Annotated in this window: 13 protein-coding genes and 2 riboswitches; of the genes, 10 read left to right on the forward strand and 3 right to left on the reverse strand. The window is 56.0% G+C overall.

Features of this window, described 5'->3' with window-relative positions:
* Nucleotides 1-318: 318 nt before the first annotated feature.
* From QMF38_RS00100 to QMF38_RS00140, 9 genes are all read left to right on the forward strand, one after another.
* Entirely contained in the window at nt 319-567 is a 249-nt protein-coding gene (locus QMF38_RS00100; RefSeq protein ID WP_232302170.1) for a hypothetical protein, read from the forward strand.
* Nucleotides 568-679: 112 nt separating this feature from the next.
* Nucleotides 680-1609, forward strand: coding sequence for a DMT family transporter (locus QMF38_RS00105; RefSeq protein WP_083496012.1), 930 nt, complete (start codon nt 680-682; stop codon nt 1607-1609).
* Between the two features lie 59 nt (nt 1610-1668).
* A riboswitch (FMN riboswitch) is annotated at nt 1669-1814 on the forward strand.
* An 81-nt stretch (nt 1815-1895) separates the two neighbouring features.
* Nucleotides 1896-3047 carry a bifunctional diaminohydroxyphosphoribosylaminopyrimidine deaminase/5-amino-6-(5-phosphoribosylamino)uracil reductase RibD gene (gene ribD / locus QMF38_RS00110; protein ID WP_281758154.1) on the forward strand — a complete coding sequence of 384 codons (1152 nt, stop codon included), beginning with the start codon at nt 1896-1898 and terminating at the stop codon, nt 3045-3047.
* Between the two features lie 12 nt (nt 3048-3059).
* Nucleotides 3060-3731: a riboflavin synthase gene (locus tag QMF38_RS00115; protein WP_058094180.1), complete on the forward strand. Its 672-nt coding sequence runs from the start codon at nt 3060-3062 to the stop codon at nt 3729-3731.
* A 24-nt stretch (nt 3732-3755) separates the two neighbouring features.
* Nucleotides 3756-4949, forward strand: a complete 1194-nt coding sequence (locus QMF38_RS00120; RefSeq protein ID WP_006447431.1) for a bifunctional 3,4-dihydroxy-2-butanone-4-phosphate synthase/GTP cyclohydrolase II — start codon at nt 3756-3758, stop codon at nt 4947-4949.
* Nucleotides 4950-5015: 66 nt separating this feature from the next.
* A complete protein-coding gene (gene ribH, locus QMF38_RS00125; protein ID WP_040289836.1) occupies nt 5016-5483 on the forward strand; it encodes a 6,7-dimethyl-8-ribityllumazine synthase in 468 nt (155 codons plus the stop codon).
* 18 nt (nt 5484-5501) lie between these two features.
* Entirely contained in the window at nt 5502-7433 is a 1932-nt protein-coding gene (locus QMF38_RS00130; RefSeq protein WP_074691860.1) for a S9 family peptidase, read from the forward strand.
* Nucleotides 7434-7573: 140 nt separating this feature from the next.
* Nucleotides 7574-7678, forward strand: a riboswitch (TPP riboswitch).
* Between the two features lie 96 nt (nt 7679-7774).
* Nucleotides 7775-8359 carry an ECF transporter S component gene (locus QMF38_RS00135; protein ID WP_006447428.1) on the forward strand — a complete coding sequence of 195 codons (585 nt, stop codon included), beginning with the start codon at nt 7775-7777 and terminating at the stop codon, nt 8357-8359.
* Nucleotides 8356-10674, forward strand: a complete 2319-nt coding sequence (locus QMF38_RS00140) for an ATP-binding cassette domain-containing protein (protein ID WP_281758164.1) — start codon at nt 8356-8358, stop codon at nt 10672-10674. The genes QMF38_RS00135 and QMF38_RS00140 overlap by 4 nt, the downstream gene beginning before the upstream one ends.
* A gap of 106 nt (nt 10675-10780) precedes the next feature.
* On the opposite strand, the gene QMF38_RS00145 is transcribed toward QMF38_RS00140, so the two are convergent.
* Nucleotides 10781-11683, reverse strand: a complete 903-nt coding sequence (locus QMF38_RS00145) for an alpha/beta hydrolase (RefSeq protein WP_281758166.1) — start codon at nt 11681-11683, stop codon at nt 10781-10783.
* Between the two features lie 217 nt (nt 11684-11900).
* Nucleotides 11901-13172 (reverse strand): glycosyltransferase family 39 protein, encoded by a 1272-nt coding sequence (locus tag QMF38_RS00150; RefSeq protein WP_281758168.1) that lies wholly within the window; start codon nt 13170-13172, stop codon nt 11901-11903.
* 166 nt (nt 13173-13338) lie between these two features.
* On the opposite strand from QMF38_RS00150, the gene tkt reads away from it, so the two are divergent.
* Complete coding sequence (gene tkt, locus QMF38_RS00155; protein WP_281758170.1) at nt 13339-15333, forward strand: transketolase; 1995 nt, start codon at nt 13339-13341, stop codon at nt 15331-15333.
* Between the two features lie 103 nt (nt 15334-15436).
* On the opposite strand, the gene QMF38_RS00160 is transcribed toward tkt, so the two are convergent.
* Entirely contained in the window at nt 15437-16360 is a 924-nt protein-coding gene (locus QMF38_RS00160) for a LysR family transcriptional regulator (RefSeq protein WP_237716479.1), read from the reverse strand.
* Between the last annotated feature and the right edge of the window lie 4 nt (nt 16361-16364).

Consider the following 16364-nt stretch of genomic DNA (forward strand, 5'->3'; position numbering starts at 1 on the left):
TGGGAAGGATGTCGTTACATTTTAAATTGCGCTCTGCTCGCAGAAAATGTTGTTTTTGAATATACGCTTGAAGGGCCGAGAGGTGGTTCCTCTCGGTCTAATTGTTTACATTAAACTTTAAACTTCCCACTCCTGTGCAAGCATTCCGTAATGATGAGGTCCACATAATGGTCACACAGTCATTCAGCCAGTCCTCCGAACCCTGTCAATGGCCATGTTGGACGAAAACAAATCGGACATCGCCACACCTACATCAGGGCACACGCCCTACCTTGGACGTTCCGTTTGCGCATTCGATGTACCATGGAGGTGAATGCCGTGGTTGTCATCTTGCGCCAAATGGCGACCGGGAGTGCGGAAATTGTCGTCACAGCGGGAAGCAGTTCGGATGAACAGGTGGTCATTGCGGACTATCTCGGAATGACCGTTGGCGATGTAATCCGCAAGCTGGAACGTAAAGGTTATGCGCTGACGTTCGTCACGGAGCACTACCTGGTACTGCAAAAGCAAGCGCGCCGCGAGCGAAAAGCGCGTTATGCCAAACCGACGCTATTTCCGATTTCATAACCGGACTTCCGCATGCCACCTTTTCCTCAAATCTCTATTAAGATTTCCAGTTGGCAACGGCCGGCCGAAGTCGTAGCATAGGCTACGGAGAGATGGAGGCCGGTCGTTGCGTATGCCAAAATGGTTTTTGTTTACGTTGTTAATCCTTGCGAACCTCATCTGGTCTGGCAGCTTTACGGCAACCAGTATTGCCGCCGAGTCGATTGCGCCCACCCTCATCGTCATGGCGCGCATGCTGGTCGGGGGATTGTTGCTTTCGCCGGCGTTATTCGCTCATCGGCGAAATAGCAATTCATGGAGCTTGGCAAAGGCCATCCGCATCGCCCTTCTTGGCTTGCTCGGCTTTACGCTTCCTGTGACGATGGAAACCATCGGGATCCACATATCCTCACCCGCACTGGGCGCGGTTTCAATCGCGCTTGAGCCCCTGCTCACTCTTTTGGTGTCGTCCGTTATCTTCCATACGCGCCTTGGTCCGCGCAGGTGGTTCGCGATGGGCCTTGCTGCAGTCGGCGCGTGGGTCGTTGCGGGTTGTCCTCGGCCGGGCGTATCGGGGTATCTCGCGGGCGATTTACTCATGCTATGTGCGGTTGTATGTTATGCCGTGTATAATGCGGTGTCTGGGCGTCTGACTGCCGACGTGCCGGCGACGGGTGCGACGTCCATCATGCTCTTAGCGGGCGGCGTCGGGTGTGTCCCGCTGTTTTGGGCCAGTGGCCACCCCTGGCCACATCATGTTTCGCCTGCGAGCTTTTGGAGCCTCGTTTTCCTGGCTGTACTTGCAACCGCAGGCGCATACCTCGTGTGGATTGTCGTCCTGCAAGATCACGATGTCGCCAGCGCGGCGATTACGCTTTATCTGCAGCCGGTATTTGGCGTGCTATTGGCGATCGCGATCGTTCATGAGCGCCCATCCTTGTATTTTTACATTGGTGGCGTCATGATTCTACTTGCCCTCTTTCTTGGGCAGTACAGAGAACGAGATGCGGCACGCCGGAAAGCCGGTCATGACACAGAAAGACCGGATGAGGTCCAACTATAGGTAAGCACTTGCTTGCGAAACTTGCCGCAATTCGTCATGATAAAGGATGTTCAAGTGAATCAATCCTTCGGGGCAGGGTGAGGCCACGCGGCCAATTCCCGATCGGTGGTGATCCGACACAGGTTCGGCGAGTCCACGAGCCAGATAGGCAGGAACTGGTGAGAATCCAGTACCGACGGTACAGTCCGGATGAAAGAAGGAATCGAACCAAGTGGATTTGGCGTGTCTATCTCGCCTTGGCTTGGTCGTTCGGTTATTTCATCGTGGTTTGTGAGCGCCCCTGTCGATGCAGGGGCGCTTGTTGTTGTTTGTGGGGGTGTTTTCACTGCACGTGGACGAGCATTTTATGCGTTATGCGCTTGCGGTGGCAAGTCTTGGCGGCGCGCAAACCTCGCCAAATCCCCGCGTCGGCGCGGTTGTCGTGCGAGACGGCGAGATCGTCGGGCAAGGGGCGCATCTAAAACCAGGCGACCCGCACGCGGAGGTCTATGCTTTGCGGATGGCAGGGGAAAAAGCGCAAGGTGCGACGATTTATGTAACGCTCGAACCCTGTAATCATCATGGGCGCACACCGCCGTGCAGCGAGGCGATTTTGGCAAGCGGCATCAAACGCGTCGTGGTCGCCGTGCTCGACACGGATCCCCGCACGGCCGGGGGTGGCGTTGCACGTCTTCGCGATCGCGGGATCGACGTGACGGTCGGCGTGCTAGAAGACGAAGCTCGCGCACTCAACCGCGCTTTCTTTCACCGGCTGCAATCGGGCAGGCCGCTTGTCGTCTACAAGGCAGCGCTGACCTTAAGCGGCCATGTGGCCGCCAACACAGGCCACAGCCAGTACGTCACAGGTCCACTTGCACGCGCGGACGTGCAGCGTTTGCGCATGGAGCACCCCGGTATTGCCGTCGGTATTGGAACCGTCTTGGCGGACGATCCGCGATTGACCGTGCGCAATTCAGACGCCGAGCAGGCTGGCGATTGGCAGCCGCTTCGCGTGATTTTTGATTCTGGGCTGCGGCTGCCAGCTTCGGCACGCATGCTCGCCGAACCCGGGCAAACTGTGATTGTGACGACCACATCCGCATTTGCCAACGAAAGGCGGGTGCAGGAGATCGAGGCGGCAGGGCAGGTTGTTTGGCTCCCGGTTGCCGGGGAAGCAGGCCGCATTTCGCTCGCGGCGGCATTGCCCAAATTAGCTGCGCTTGGGCTGAACTCGATTCTGCTTGAAGGCGGCCCGACGCTCGCGGCGGCGTTTTTGCAGGATAGGCTCATCGATGACGTGTGTTTCTACGTGGCACCGAAGCTGTTGTTAAATGGCTTGCCGCCGTTTCTGGGGGCAGCCACGCAGTCTATGGCCGAAGCGATTGCCCTTCATCATGTTGCGGTGCGTCAAGTTGGCGATGATCTTTGCATCACAGGTCGCGTGAAGTACGCGCCGTGAGGAGGTGAGAACATGTTCACAGGGTTGGTCGAGGAGTTGGCGCACGTCGTTCGCGTCGATGCGAGCCCACATGGCGCCGCGTTTGAACTGGCAGCGGACAAAATTATGGAAGACATGCAGTTGGGGGATAGCATTGCCGTCAATGGCGTCTGTCTCACGGTCGAGCGCATGCAGGGAGATCATTTCTTTGTCTCGGCTGTGCCTGAGACCCTGCGCCGATCCAACCTTGGTCGCCTGCAGGCTGGAGACGCGGTTCACGTCGAGCGCGCCATGTCTGCCAGCGGGCGCTTTGGTGGGCATATCGTCTCCGGGCATATCGACGGGACAGGCCGCGTGCGCGAGGTGCGCCAAGACGGCATTGCACGCGTGTTGGTGATTGAGGTCGATCCTGCACTCATCCGATACATGGTCGACAAAGGTTCCGTTTGTGTCGATGGTGTGAGTCTCACCATTATGCGCGTTGTCGGCCAGGCATTTTCCGTTTCCATCATCCCTCACACGCGCGGTGCAACGCGATTTGGCGGCGTACGGCCTGGGGAAATCGTGAACATTGAGTGTGATATCGTCGCCAAATACGTTGAACGACTCTTGATGGGAGGGGCTGCCGTCGAGCATGAAGGAGCCCCAGGCTCAACAACAGGTGGAATTACGTTAGACATGCTGGCGCGGCATGGTTTTGCGTGAATTGTAGATCGCGGGGGTGAAGGTATGGATTCGATTGAAGCAGCTATTGCCGATCTGCGCGAGGGGCGCATCGTGATCGTCGTCGATGACGAGGATCGGGAAAACGAAGGCGATTTTATTGCCCTTGGTGCGAAAGCCACACCAGAGGTTGTCAACTTCATGATCACGCACGGCCGCGGCCTTCTTTGTGTGCCGGTCACCTCGGAGCGGGCGGCGCGCCTTGGTTTCGCGCAGATGATTGAACGCAATACCGACCACTTTGGCACGGCCTTTACCGTTTCGGTCGATGCTGCAAGCACACATACAGGAATTTCGGCCTATGAGCGCGCGGAGACGATCGCGGCGATTGTCTCCGAGACGTCGAAACCGGAGCACTTTCGCAGGCCAGGTCACATCTTCCCGCTCATTGCAAAGTCTGGCGGTGTCCTGCGGCGAGCCGGGCATACCGAGGCGGCTGTCGATCTCGCTCGTCTTGCCGGTGAACCAGAGGTTGGCGTCATCTGTGAAATTTTGAATGAAGATGGCACGATGGCGCGTCTTCCACAGCTGGAAGAAGTGGCACAGAGATTTGGCCTTAAGCTAATCAGCGTCGCTGACCTCATTGCCTACCGCAAGCGCTCGGAAAAACTGGTGAGTCGCCAAGCGGAGGCGAACTTGCCGACCGCATACGGCGATTTTCGGGCCGTTGTGTATACCAATGAGGTCGATGACAAAGAGCACATTGCGCTTGTTTGTGGCGATGTGACAGACGGCGAACCGACGCTTGTCAGGGTGCACTCGGAATGTCTGACCGGCGATGCATTTGGTTCGCTTCGTTGTGACTGTGGGCCCCAGTTGCACGCCGCATTGCGGCAAATTTCTGAAGCGGGCAAAGGTGTATTGCTGTATCTGCGGCAGGAGGGGCGCGGGATTGGGCTTCTCAACAAGATTCGTGCCTACGCCCTCCAGGATGAGGGAGCGGATACGGTGGAAGCCAATCACCGTCTCGGCTTTCCTGACGATCTTCGCGATTACGGCATCGGTGCGCAGATTTTGCGCGATCTCGGCGTGCGCAAAATGCGGCTGTTGACCAACAACGTGCGCAAGTTGCGCGGCATTGCTGGACATGGACTTGAAGTCGTCGAGCGCGTGCCGTTACAGGTGGATCGCAACCCGCACAACGAACTATACCTGCGAACGAAACGAGACAAGTTGGGACATCTGCTGGACTTGCCGTGATCGTACGTGGAGTGGGCTATTGTAAAACCTTATGACAAGCAGGATTGCCAAGAGGAGTGGACGAATTTGCGTACTTACGAAGCACAATTGGTGGCGTCAAATCAACGTGTGGGCATTGTCGTTGCAAGGTTTAACGAGTTCATCACGAGCAAGCTGTTGTCCGGTGCGCTGGACGCGCTCAATCGGCACGGCCTGCCAGAGGACAACGTCGAGGTCGCCTGGGTGCCTGGTGCGTTCGAGATTCCTTCCGCCGCGAAGTGGATGGCGACGAGTGGTCGCTTTGATGTCGTAATCGCCCTAGGAGCCGTGATTCGGGGCTCAACGCCGCACTTCGACTATGTCTCAGCGGAAGTGGCGAAGGGCGTCGCTCAGCTTTCGATGAACACGGACACGCCGGTAATTTTTGGAGTTCTGACAACAGATACCATCGAACAGGCGATTGAGCGCGCAGGCACGAAGGCGGGAAACAAAGGCTGGGATGCGGCTGTCAGCGCTATTGAAATGGCGAATCTGCGGCGGATGTTACAAGGTTGATGGATGGGGGATGGCGTGATGGCAAAACAGCAGCTTGCGAGCTACGGCGCTTGGGCGTCACCGCTCTCTGCGGATAAGGTGGTACAGGCGGCGACGGGGCTTGGCAGTCCGAAGTGGGACGGCGAAAGTCTGTATTGGCTCGAGAGCCGACCGCACGAAGCGGGGCGCATTGCGATTGTGAAACGGTTGCCGGACGGACGCGAGATCGACTGTTTGCCGATCCCATTCAATGCTCGATCCCGCGTACACGAATATGGCGGTGGAGCATATGCGGTCAAAAATGACGTCGTCTATTTTGTAAACTTCTCGGATCAATGTATCTATCGCGTGCGCTTTGCTGGCGAAGAACCTTTGCCGCCTGAGTCTGTGACACAGCCGTCTGCGCTCCGCTTTGGCGACTTGTTTATCGCGGAGGATGTCATTTTCGGCGTTGTGGAAGATCACGGGACGAGCGGCGAACCGGTCAACAGCTTGGCGGTCGTGCGCCTTGCTGACGGTCGGGTCGACATCGTCGCCAGTGGACACGATTTTTACGCGTATCCGCGCCTATCGGCAGACGGCAGGCGGTTGGCTTACATCGCGTGGGATCATCCAAATATGCCATGGAATGGGACCTACCTGTATGTAGCCGATTGGGATGGAGAGAAGCTCGCGAATGCACAGCGGATCGCAGGTGGACGGGAAGAATCTATCTTCCAACCCGAATGGAGCCCGCGTGGGCAATTGTTCTACGTGTCAGACAAGACAAACTGGTGGAATCTGTACGCTTGGGATGCCGGCGGTACGCGCGCCGTCGCACCGCGCGACGTGGAATTTGGACGTCCGCTTTGGCAACTGGGTAGCTCGACGTATGCGTTTATTGACCATTCGCACATCGTAGCTACATACGTGGAGAACGGCTTCGGGCGATTGTGTGAGATCGATGTAGATACAGGTACTTTGACCGATATAGAGACGGCGTTCACGGGCTTTGACGATTTGTTCGCAGATGGTGCGGGTGGTGTGTTCTGTGTCGCCATGTCGACGCGGCGTCCTGCTGTCATCGCGAAGGTGTATGGCAAGAGCGTCGACACCGTCAAGTTTGGACCAAGTGCCGCTCTTAGCGACGACTGGATTGCAGAGCCGGAGGCCATTGTGTTTCCGACTACGGGCGGTGAGGTGGCCTACGGCTTTTACTATCCGCCCACCAATCCACAGTATGTTGCACCTGCTTCCGAGCGGCCACCGCTATTGGTGATGTCGCACGGCGGTCCGACCAGCGCAGCCCGGCCGGTTTACAAATTGTCGATTCAGTACTGGACGACGCGCGGCTTTGGCGTTCTCGATGTCAACTATGGCGGCAGCACTGGGTATGGGCGGAAGTACCGCGAGCGCCTGGCCGGGCAATGGGGCATCGTCGACCTCGACGATTGTTGCCAAGGTGCCTTATATCTTGTCGAGCGTGGCGATGTCGATCGCGATCGGCTGTGTATCACGGGTGGCAGTGCCGGCGGCTACACCACGCTGGCCGTGCTTGCGTTTCGCGATCTGTTCCGCGTTGGTGCAAGTCACTACGGTGTGAGCGATCTCGCTCTGCTCGCCAAGGAGACACACAAGTTTGAATCGCGTTATATTGAGCAACTCGTTGGTCGGTATCCGGAGGAACGGGAGCGATTTGTCGCGAGATCGCCCTTACAGCACGTGGATCAGTTTGCGTGCCCGGTGATTTTCTTCCAGGGTGAAGACGACAAAGTAGTACCGCCCAATCAAGCGGAATTGATGGTCGAGGCACTAAAAAGGAAGGGTGTGCCCGTCGCCTATCTTTTGTTTCCGGGCGAAGGCCATGGGTTTCGGAAGGCGGAAAACGCGAAGCGTGCCTTGGAAGCGCAGTTGTTCTTTTTTGGAGCTATCTTGAACTTTACGCCGGCTGATCCGATTGATCCCGTTCCCATAGAGAACTGGTCGAAGTGAGAAGAAACTTGGACGGGTGGCTGACCTGTACCGATGACCACGGCATCATCATTGGCTTTCGGATAGACACAGGCTTGTTTTTGGCTTGTCGGTTGATGGGGAGCATGCTACACTAGCCTATGAAAAAAGGAATACCGTGAATAGGGGACTAGGGGTGCCGACGTTGGCTGAGAGGTGACATAGTCACCAACCCTTTCGGACTCGACCTGGATAATACCAGCGTGAGGAAGTGCCCACCGTCGCTACGCTATCAGCGCCCTTTTCACCCGTCGTGGAAAGGGCGCTGTTTTGCGTGCGAACAGGTTCTCCCAAAGGTCGTCCTGTCACGGAAGCGAAGGGAGATGCAAGTTGTGCTTGCGAAATGGAAGTTACGTGAAGTCATTTTAATGGTTGTGCTTGCGATTGTCTGCGGCGGATTGTATCGTGTGTGGGACGTAATCAATGCGCTGGTGCCAACGACCGCCTATGCGTTGCAGGCGGCGATGACAGGGTTTTGGATGATTGCAGGTGTTCTCGTTCCCTATATTATTCGACGCCCGCTTGCCGCGTTGATCGCCGAGTTGGTCGCAGCCGCTGTGGAACTTTTGCTTGGTGGACAATTCGGCCTTGGAACCATGGAGTCGGGTCTTATTCAAGGGATTGGCTCGGAAATCGCGTTTCTTATTTTCGCGTATCGGATGTTTAACCTGTCCTCTTGTATGCTTTCCGGAACACTCGCCTCGCTAGCCTACTTGGTTCAATGGTACTTCCAGTATGGAGGCAAGTCGTTGGATCTTGGTACCATGCTTTTATCCATTATGATTTCTCTCGTCAGCGGCGCCATTCTCGGTGGTTGGTTGCCGAAGTTGATGGGTGATGCGCTAAAGCGTACGGGTGCCGTTCGAAATTACGCCATTGCGAAGGATGGGCGGGCGATCCCACAATGAGCCGGCCGCTGCCTATCCATGGCGAGTCGCCGCTTGTATCGGTACGCGATCTCGCCGTGACATACGATGGGGAAGCGAAACCAAGCGTGCGCGGGTGCACATTTTCCATTCACCCGGGCGAATGCGTGTTGCTCGCGGGGCCGAGCGGCAGTGGAAAAAGTACGCTTGCCATGGCCTTGGCTGGCATTATTCCCCGGTCTGTCGAGGGCGTAGTCACGGGCGAATGTTGGATAGCTCCATCGGTATCAAAACCGGGGAAAATTGGCTATGTATTTCAAGATCCAGAATCTCAGTTCTGCATGCACCACGTCGACGACGAGATTGCGTTCGGGCTTGAGAATTTGCAGGTTCCGCGCGACGAAATGGCACAACGGACTAAACAGGCCCTTGCCGCTGTGCATCTGCACGTTCACCCGCACGCGGCGCATGCGCGCTTTTCTGGCGGAATGAAGCAAAAGCTTGCCATCGCCTGTGCACTTGCGATGGAGAGCGAACTGTTCATCTTCGACGAACCAACGGCAAATCTCGACCCGACTTCCACGCGCATGGTGTTCGCCATGATTGCAGAATTGCGCAAACAAGGCAAGACACTTCTCATCATTGAGCATAAGTATGAAGCTTTGTTGCCTGTGGTCGATCGCGTCATTGCACTGAACAATGCAGGCGAGCAGGTCGGTGTTTTTGCTGCCGACGAATGGCGCAGGCTTAGCCAAGGAGAGTCAGGCACCTGCCTGCATCCCAATCCTTTACCGGTCTTCCCCACCTCGTCTCCTGACCCGGTATTAGCGCTTTGCGATTTGGCCTTGACGTACGGCGGGGAGCAGGTCTGGCAAGGGATTGATGCACAGGTTGGGCGCGGAGAATGGATTGCCATCGTTGGACCTAACGGCGCAGGCAAGTCGTCGTTGCTTGAGACGATGGCGGGTTTGCGCCGTCCGTCGAAGGGGATCGTGAAGTTCGCTGGTCGGGCCATCACGGGCATGTCAGCGCGTGAACGCTACTCGCATATCGCATATGGCTTTCAAAACCCAGAATATCAGTTCCTGTATGAGCAGGTAGCGGACGAGATGGCGAGCCGGGTGCTTGGCGATGACATTCCAGAGGACGTACTCCATGCCCTTGACGAGTTTGGGCTGGCCGAACACGCGCATGCCTCCCCTTATGCCTTGAGTCAAGGACAGAAGCGCCGTTTGTCCGTCGCAGTGATGATGCGAACTCATGCGGACATCTGGTTGTTTGACGAACCCACGTATGGTCAGGACCCGGCGTCCGAAGCCCAAATCTTAAATAGGCTATTGCAGTTGCAAGCTGATGGCAAGAGCATTGTCACGGTCACACACGATATGAACTTGGTCCAGACGTACGCTACACGCGTTTGGGTACTCGCTGAGGGCACGCTGTTATACGATGGGGCGGTGTCCGAACTCCTTGAGCGCCAAGACATCCTCGAGCGTGCGCACTTATTCGACGATATAGTGCCGCTTTCAGACGACGGGCCTGATCCATCCGCGGGCATTGCGCCGGAGGATGTGACCACAGCACTGCAACATGCACCGAAGCAGCCTTCCTGGCCAAGAAGATCGCCTGTTGGCAAATGGCATCCAGATGTGAAGGCGTTGACGCTTCTGATCACTGCCGTCGTTTGCATGTGCTGTTGGTCGTTCGGTGAAGCGGGGAGACTCTGGGCCTTGGTCCTCGTCCTGGCGTTTGCGTTCGGGTGGTGCCATCCAGGGAAGATGGTCAAACGCCTGTTACCACTTGTCCTCGTCTACGTGATCTACCTTTGGGCATTCGCGGCAAACGCAGCTACACCACCGGGATATCGCTACGTGCACTGGCTGTGGTTTCACATCAGTTGGTATGGTTTGAACCAAGGGTTGCTTGTCGTATTGCGAACTTTTGCGACGGTCATCTTGGCCTACGTCCTGCTTGTGACGACGGATGGCACCGATTTTATGGTCGGGTTGAGCCAATCGTTCAGGATTGTACCGAAGATGTCCTATGGTATGATGGCCGGAATGGGGTTTCTGGGCCGTTTTGGGCACGACTTAGAGACGTTCCGCATGGCACGGCGCTTACGAGGTCGCGAGGGTTGGTGGATTTTGCGTCCTGTCACCTACGCGTTGCCATTGCTCAGCCAGTCCGTTCGTATCAGCGAGCGACTCGCGATCGCGATGGAGGCACGAGGGTTTTATGGAGATCCTGCCAACGCGTGGAACGGGCGTACGTATTATCGGCAAGTGTCTTTGCGAGCCCGCGACATGGTCGCCGGCGCTTTGACCATCGCGTTGGCGTTGGTGTTATGGTTGACGTAACGTTTTTTATCTCCGAGCAAGGATGGGGCAGCGTGGACGACACGTTGCCCCATTTACATGGATTGGCGACACGGTTTATGCGGCTAGGTCCGTCTCGAAGCGGCGCTCAATCCGGGATTTGCTGCTGAACAAACCGTCCGATTTCCGCGATGGCAGCGTCGGCTTCTGGCATGGGGAAGCTTTGGAACACATGCCACATCTCTTCCCAGATATGCAAGGTGACACTGACTCCGGCGGCGCGCGCCTTGTCGGCGTAGCGGACCGAGTCGTCGAGTAAACATTCGTGATCGCCCACGTGAATAAGAAGCGGGGGCAGGCCTTGTAAATCGGCGTACAGTGGCGACGCGAGTGGGTGTGTGAGGGTTTCTTCTGCCGTGTACAGCGCGGGCGCCTTGCGAATGCTGTTGGGCTCAAGCCACGGGTCGTATTTGGCGCGCGTAGTCATCGACTCGCCCGTACCTGCGAGATCGGTCCATGGTGACAAGAGGATGGCACACGCCGGGAGATCCACGTTAGCGTCGCGTAGCGACAGAAGTATCGCGGCGGTCAGACCACCTCCAGCAGAGTCGCCGGCGATGGCGATGCATGCGGGAGTGATCCCACCGTCGCGTATGAGTTCCTTGTACACGTCAACTGCATCTTCGACGGCAGCTGGGAATTTATGCTCTGGTGCCAATCGATATTCGATCAACAGAACGCGAGCCTTGGCAGCACGTGCAAGTCGCCAGCACAAACTTCGGTGGGATTCACAGCTACCCATATAATAGGCGCCACCGTGAAGGTAGAGGATGACACGGCTGCTCGAAACGCCTTTCACCTCTATCCATTCTCCATGCACACCCGCTATGTTTGTTTGCGTGACGATCACGTCGTCCGGTTGGGGAATGGTTCTGCCCATTTCGTCCAGGGCAGCCCGTTGCATTTCGATGGAGGGTGGGGGGCCTTCATGTTCACCACTGCGATACTGACTGAGCATTTGCCGGATGGCCATGGCTTCGTGGCTAGGCAAGTCAATCTCCTCCTACACGCGAATATGAAAGCGTTATCAACATAATCTTATAATATGATAAATTTGTGCGGTAAAGAGGAAAGTCTTTGCCTAAGGTGACGTATTGCTGATTTCCGTCTCTGGTTGCTGCGGGCCTGTAGGCGTTACGCTATAGAGCTATAGAAAAGAGGCCACCCCAAGTGATTTGGGCGCAGCCTCATGGTCGCCGTGGTCTAGTTCATTCTTTATGCAAGGAGCCTGATTTCACTTCCCGAAAGATGCTAACCAGGCCTACGCCCGCAAAGACCGCAAACAGTGGCATCAGAGGGTATCGGAATCTATCCCATGCCGGGAAAAAGAAAAAGAAACACGTGTTATACAACAAGAAGGCGAAGGGTAGCCAAGCCTGGCGCCACCCCGGGATACGGCGCACCCAAAAGTAGATGAGGCCAATACCGGCAGGCACCATAAAGAGAAAATAAGCGGTCGTCAGAACAGCATCCATCGGATGCAGCCAGCCTGCGACGCGCGGTGAAACACGGAACGTGTACCAATTCGCATTGAGATCGTCTTTGTACAAATCCCATATTTTTATAAACCCGTTGACGATGGTTCGGCCGATATGGTGTTCAATATAGTGAAGTGCCACATGTTCGCCGACGGCGTTCTTTTGCACCTCATTGTGAATGTTGAGCAATGGGTTGACGTATGGGTTGTACGACCACCAATACCCCCCATTCGTATGTATCCCCTGAAACAGGTTTGTCCCGCCGTTTGTCGACACAAGTACCCAATGGTGCATGGTGATACGGTTGCGAATGGTCACGGGCAGCACGCTGATGAGCATGCCGACAAAGAGCGTAACAGCGCGGGCAATCGCGGGCCAAATTCGTTTGGTCAACGTTCCAGACTGGCCGCTGACAAGTTCGTACAAAAAGACAAACAGTGGAAAGGCGAGCGGGATTGGGCGAACGTCGACCGCAAAGCCAAGTGCGATTCCCGCTATGGCAACGCCAAGGGACAGTGCCCGTGTACGATCTGCACGAAGGTAGAGGTAGAGCGAGATGAGCAACAACGTTGTAAACAGTTCCTCGGAACCAAGAACGCTATTCCAGACAATTTGACTTGGCAACAGCGTATAGCAGATGGATGCCGCGAGCGCGTACGCGTGGCTTTGAAACAAGCGGCATGTCAACAGGTAAATGAACCAAACTATGAGTGTTGACAAGAGTGCATTCACGGCAAGGCCGACCGCCACAGAGGGCCCTGTGAGTCGGAAGATGAGCGATAAAAACAAGGGCCAGCCGATGGGCCAGTAGGCGGTGGGTTGACCGAACCAGTTGTAGCCCTGATTGCTTGCCAGTTCGACAGCGTGATCGTAATACCATTGAAAGTCCGCTTCTTGAACTGGATGCATCAGCCCTATCCAAATGAAGCGCACGATGATATTCGCTGCCAGGACGACGAAGATGGCCGTCTTTTCACGGCCTTGCATGGAAAACTGCTTCATGAATACGACGGCTCCTTTCAAATCATTCAATATGCTACCCTAGTTTTGGATTCCATGCGAGTACAAAGCCTTGCACCACATTTCGACACGTCCCGCGCAGGGAATCGCCGCAGATGTGGTATGATAAGTGTGTCGGCCAAAATATTTTTGCACTGGGAGTGGACATATGCCCTACACAGAACAAGATCAATTGGCTGTCAAGACGATTCGGACGCTGTCGATCGACGCCATCGAAAAGGCCAACTCGGGTCACCCTGGTTTGCCGATGGGCGCCGCACCGATGGCGTACGTGCTGTGGTCGCGCTTCATGAAGTTCAACCCGGAAAACCCGAGTTGGATCGATCGCGACCGCTTCGTGTTGTCGGCCGGACATGGTTCGATGCTATTGTACAGCTTGCTCCATTTGACTGGGTATGACGTGACGATCGACGATTTAAAACAGTTCCGTCAATGGGGCTCCAAGACACCAGGCCATCCGGAATACGGTCATACGCCGGGTGTCGACACGACCACAGGACCGCTCGGTCAAGGCATCGCGACTGCAGTCGGTTTTGCAATGGCAGAGCGTTTCTTGGCGGCCAAGTTTAATCGCGACGGCCATACCCCGATTGACCACTATACATACGTGATTTGCGGCGACGGGGACTTGATGGAAGGCATTAGCGGCGAAGCGAGTTCGCTGGCGGGTCATCTGAAGCTGAACAAGTTGATTGTGTTGTACGATTCAAACGACATTTCGCTGGACGGACCCACAAGTTGGTCGTTCACGGAAGATGTCAAAATGCGTTACCGTTCATACGGTTGGAATGTGCTCCGTGTTGAGGATGGCAACAATCTTGACGAGATTGAGGCGGCTATCGCAAAGGCGAAGACATTTACCGATGCGCCGACCTTGATTGAGGTGCGAACCATCATCGGCTATGGTGCGCCAAACAAGCAAGGTACGTCGGGAGTGCACGGCAGCCCGCTCGGCAAAGAGGAGACGAAGCTGGCAAAAGAGACGTACGGCTGGAAGTACGCAGAGGACTTCTTTGTTCCTGACGAAGTGCGTGCCCTCTTCGCTGATGTGAAAAAGCGCGGCATTGATGCGGAAGCTGCGTGGAAGGCGGCATATGCGGATTACGCCAAAGCGCATCCTGAGGAAGCGAAGACGTTGGAAGACGCCTTGGCTGGTAAGGCAAACGTCGACTTCGACGCTGTCTTGCCGGAATTCACGGATGCCATCGCGACGCGCGAAGCGTTCGGCAAGGTGATCAATGCAGTTGGCCCGCATATGCCAACGCTACTCGGCGGATCGGCCGACTTGTCAAAGTCAAACAACACGTTGCTCAAGGATGAAGATCACTTCAAAGCCCCAGATTATGCGGGTAAGAATGTCTTTTATGGCGTTCGCGAGCATGCGATGGGCGCGATGATGAACGGCCTTGCGTTGCATGGCGGAATTTTCCCTTATGCCGGCACGTTCCTCGTATTTGTCGACTACCTGCGCCCGGCTGTGCGCTTGGCTGCGCTTATGAAGCAACCGTCATTGTTTGTTTTGACGCACGACTCCATCGCGGTGGGCGAAGACGGTCCGACGCACGAGCCGATCGAACAGTTGGCGTCGCTGCGCGTGATTCCAGGCTTGCGCGTGTTCCGTCCAGCTGACGGCACGGAAACGGGGCTCGCCGTCAAGTATGCTTTGACGCATCGCGATGCGCCGGTGGCGCTTGCATTGTCGCGGCAAAAGCTCCCGACCTTGGCGGAGATCAAGGAAAACAAGGGTCAATTCGAAAAGGGTGGCTATGTCATTTACAAGCACGGCGATGGTTCTGACCTGGCCTTGCTCGCATCCGGCTCCGAGGTTCAGCTTGTGCTCGAAGCAGGTAAAAAGTTGGCCGCCGAAGGCGTCAAAGTACGCGTCATTTCGTTCCCGTCCCTTGAAGTGTTCCGTGCACAAGAAAAGGCTTATCGCGATGACGTTCTGCCGCCAACTCTGCGCAAGCGCGTTGCGGTCGAGATGGCTCATCCAATGAGCTGGTACGAATTTGTCGGTTTCGACGGTGAAGTGCTGGGCATTGAGCGGTTTGGTGCATCCGCCCCTGGCGACATCGTCGTCAAAGAGTACGGCTTTACGGTCGACAACGTATATGCGGCTGCAAAGCGCGTGTTGTCACGCTAAGCGAACCATCCAATACGTTTCGCAAACGGCAAACACCCCTCCAACCAGCGCTGTCTGGAACGAGGGGTGTTTTATTGTGGTCTTTACGGTTTATCGGGTGGCTTCAGCCCTTAAAACGAACCTCTCGCTCGTAGTGTTCCGTGACGATCTCGATGAATCGTTTTGTGAGGGGCTCGTGTTCGATCGCGTCTGGGTACGCGAGAAACGTCGGCCGGCAGAACTGAGGATCTGGCAGTGCGATACCAATGACGCCCTTGGCGGCGGCATCGTGCAGGGTGCGCCGCGGTAGGAGCGAGATCCCGAGTCCTTGTGCGACCATCGCTTTGATACCATCAATGCTGTCCAGTTCCATGCGCACGTCTGGATAGACGTCGTATTTTGCGAGCAACATCGAAATGCGTCGTCGAAATGGCGCTGTGGTGTCGGCAAAGGCGATAAATGGCTCGTCCGCGAGCGCGCCGATGCTCGGAAGGTCGTGGACAAAGCGGTGGCCAATAGGCACGACGAGATCGATCGCGTCCGCTGGATATTCCACCAGGCGAACGCGGGGGTGGTGAATGGGCTCGCCGAGAAAACAGAAGTCGACTTGGTTTCCCACGAGTGCTTCCACCATGTCTTCGTACATGCCCATGCGAACCTGCAGGCGTACTTCTTCGACTTGTAGCATGTGGTGCAAGCAGCGTGGCACGTCGGTCGAGACAAATGCTCGTCCGGACATCACACGCAGAGTGTGAATGGGACGGGCCGCCGGTTCAAGCATGCGGTGTTCAATCTGCATCATTTGTTCCGCGAGCGGGAATAAACGCGTTCCTTCTGCCGTGAGCTGGACGCCCCCAGGTGTGCGCGTGAACAGTTGGCAGCCGAGATCGCGCTCAAGTCTTTGCAAGCGGTTGGTGACCGTAGATTGCGACATGTAGAGTTGATCAGCTGTTCGTGAAATCGATTTGTTGCGAGCCACCGCAAGAAACAGTTGCAGATCTTTCGTCTCCAGATGGGTCGCCTCCCACAGGGGGTATTTCGCCCTCAAAAGC

The sequence above is a fragment of the Alicyclobacillus hesperidum subsp. aegles genome (assembly GCF_027923525.1).
Taxonomy (GTDB): domain Bacteria; phylum Bacillota; class Bacilli; order Alicyclobacillales; family Alicyclobacillaceae; genus Alicyclobacillus; species Alicyclobacillus aegles.

Coding starts and splice junctions, on each gene's coding strand:
- QMF38_RS00105 (WP_083496012.1), top strand. CDS start 680: ATGCCAAAATGGTTTTTGTTTACGTTGTTAATCCTTGCGAACCTCATC.
- ribD (WP_281758154.1), top strand. CDS start 1,896: ATGCAGGGGCGCTTGTTGTTGTTTGTGGGGGTGTTTTCACTGCACGTG.
- QMF38_RS00115 (WP_058094180.1), top strand. CDS start 3,060: ATGTTCACAGGGTTGGTCGAGGAGTTGGCGCACGTCGTTCGCGTCGAT.
- QMF38_RS00120 (WP_006447431.1), top strand. CDS start 3,756: ATGGATTCGATTGAAGCAGCTATTGCCGATCTGCGCGAGGGGCGCATC.
- QMF38_RS00130 (WP_074691860.1), top strand. CDS start 5,502: ATGGCAAAACAGCAGCTTGCGAGCTACGGCGCTTGGGCGTCACCGCTC.
- QMF38_RS00135 (WP_006447428.1), top strand. CDS start 7,775: ATGCAAGTTGTGCTTGCGAAATGGAAGTTACGTGAAGTCATTTTAATG.
- QMF38_RS00140 (WP_281758164.1), top strand. CDS start 8,356: ATGAGCCGGCCGCTGCCTATCCATGGCGAGTCGCCGCTTGTATCGGTA.
- QMF38_RS00150 (WP_281758168.1), bottom strand. CDS start 13,172: ATGAAGCAGTTTTCCATGCAAGGCCGTGAAAAGACGGCCATCTTCGTC.
- tkt (WP_281758170.1), top strand. CDS start 13,339: ATGCCCTACACAGAACAAGATCAATTGGCTGTCAAGACGATTCGGACG.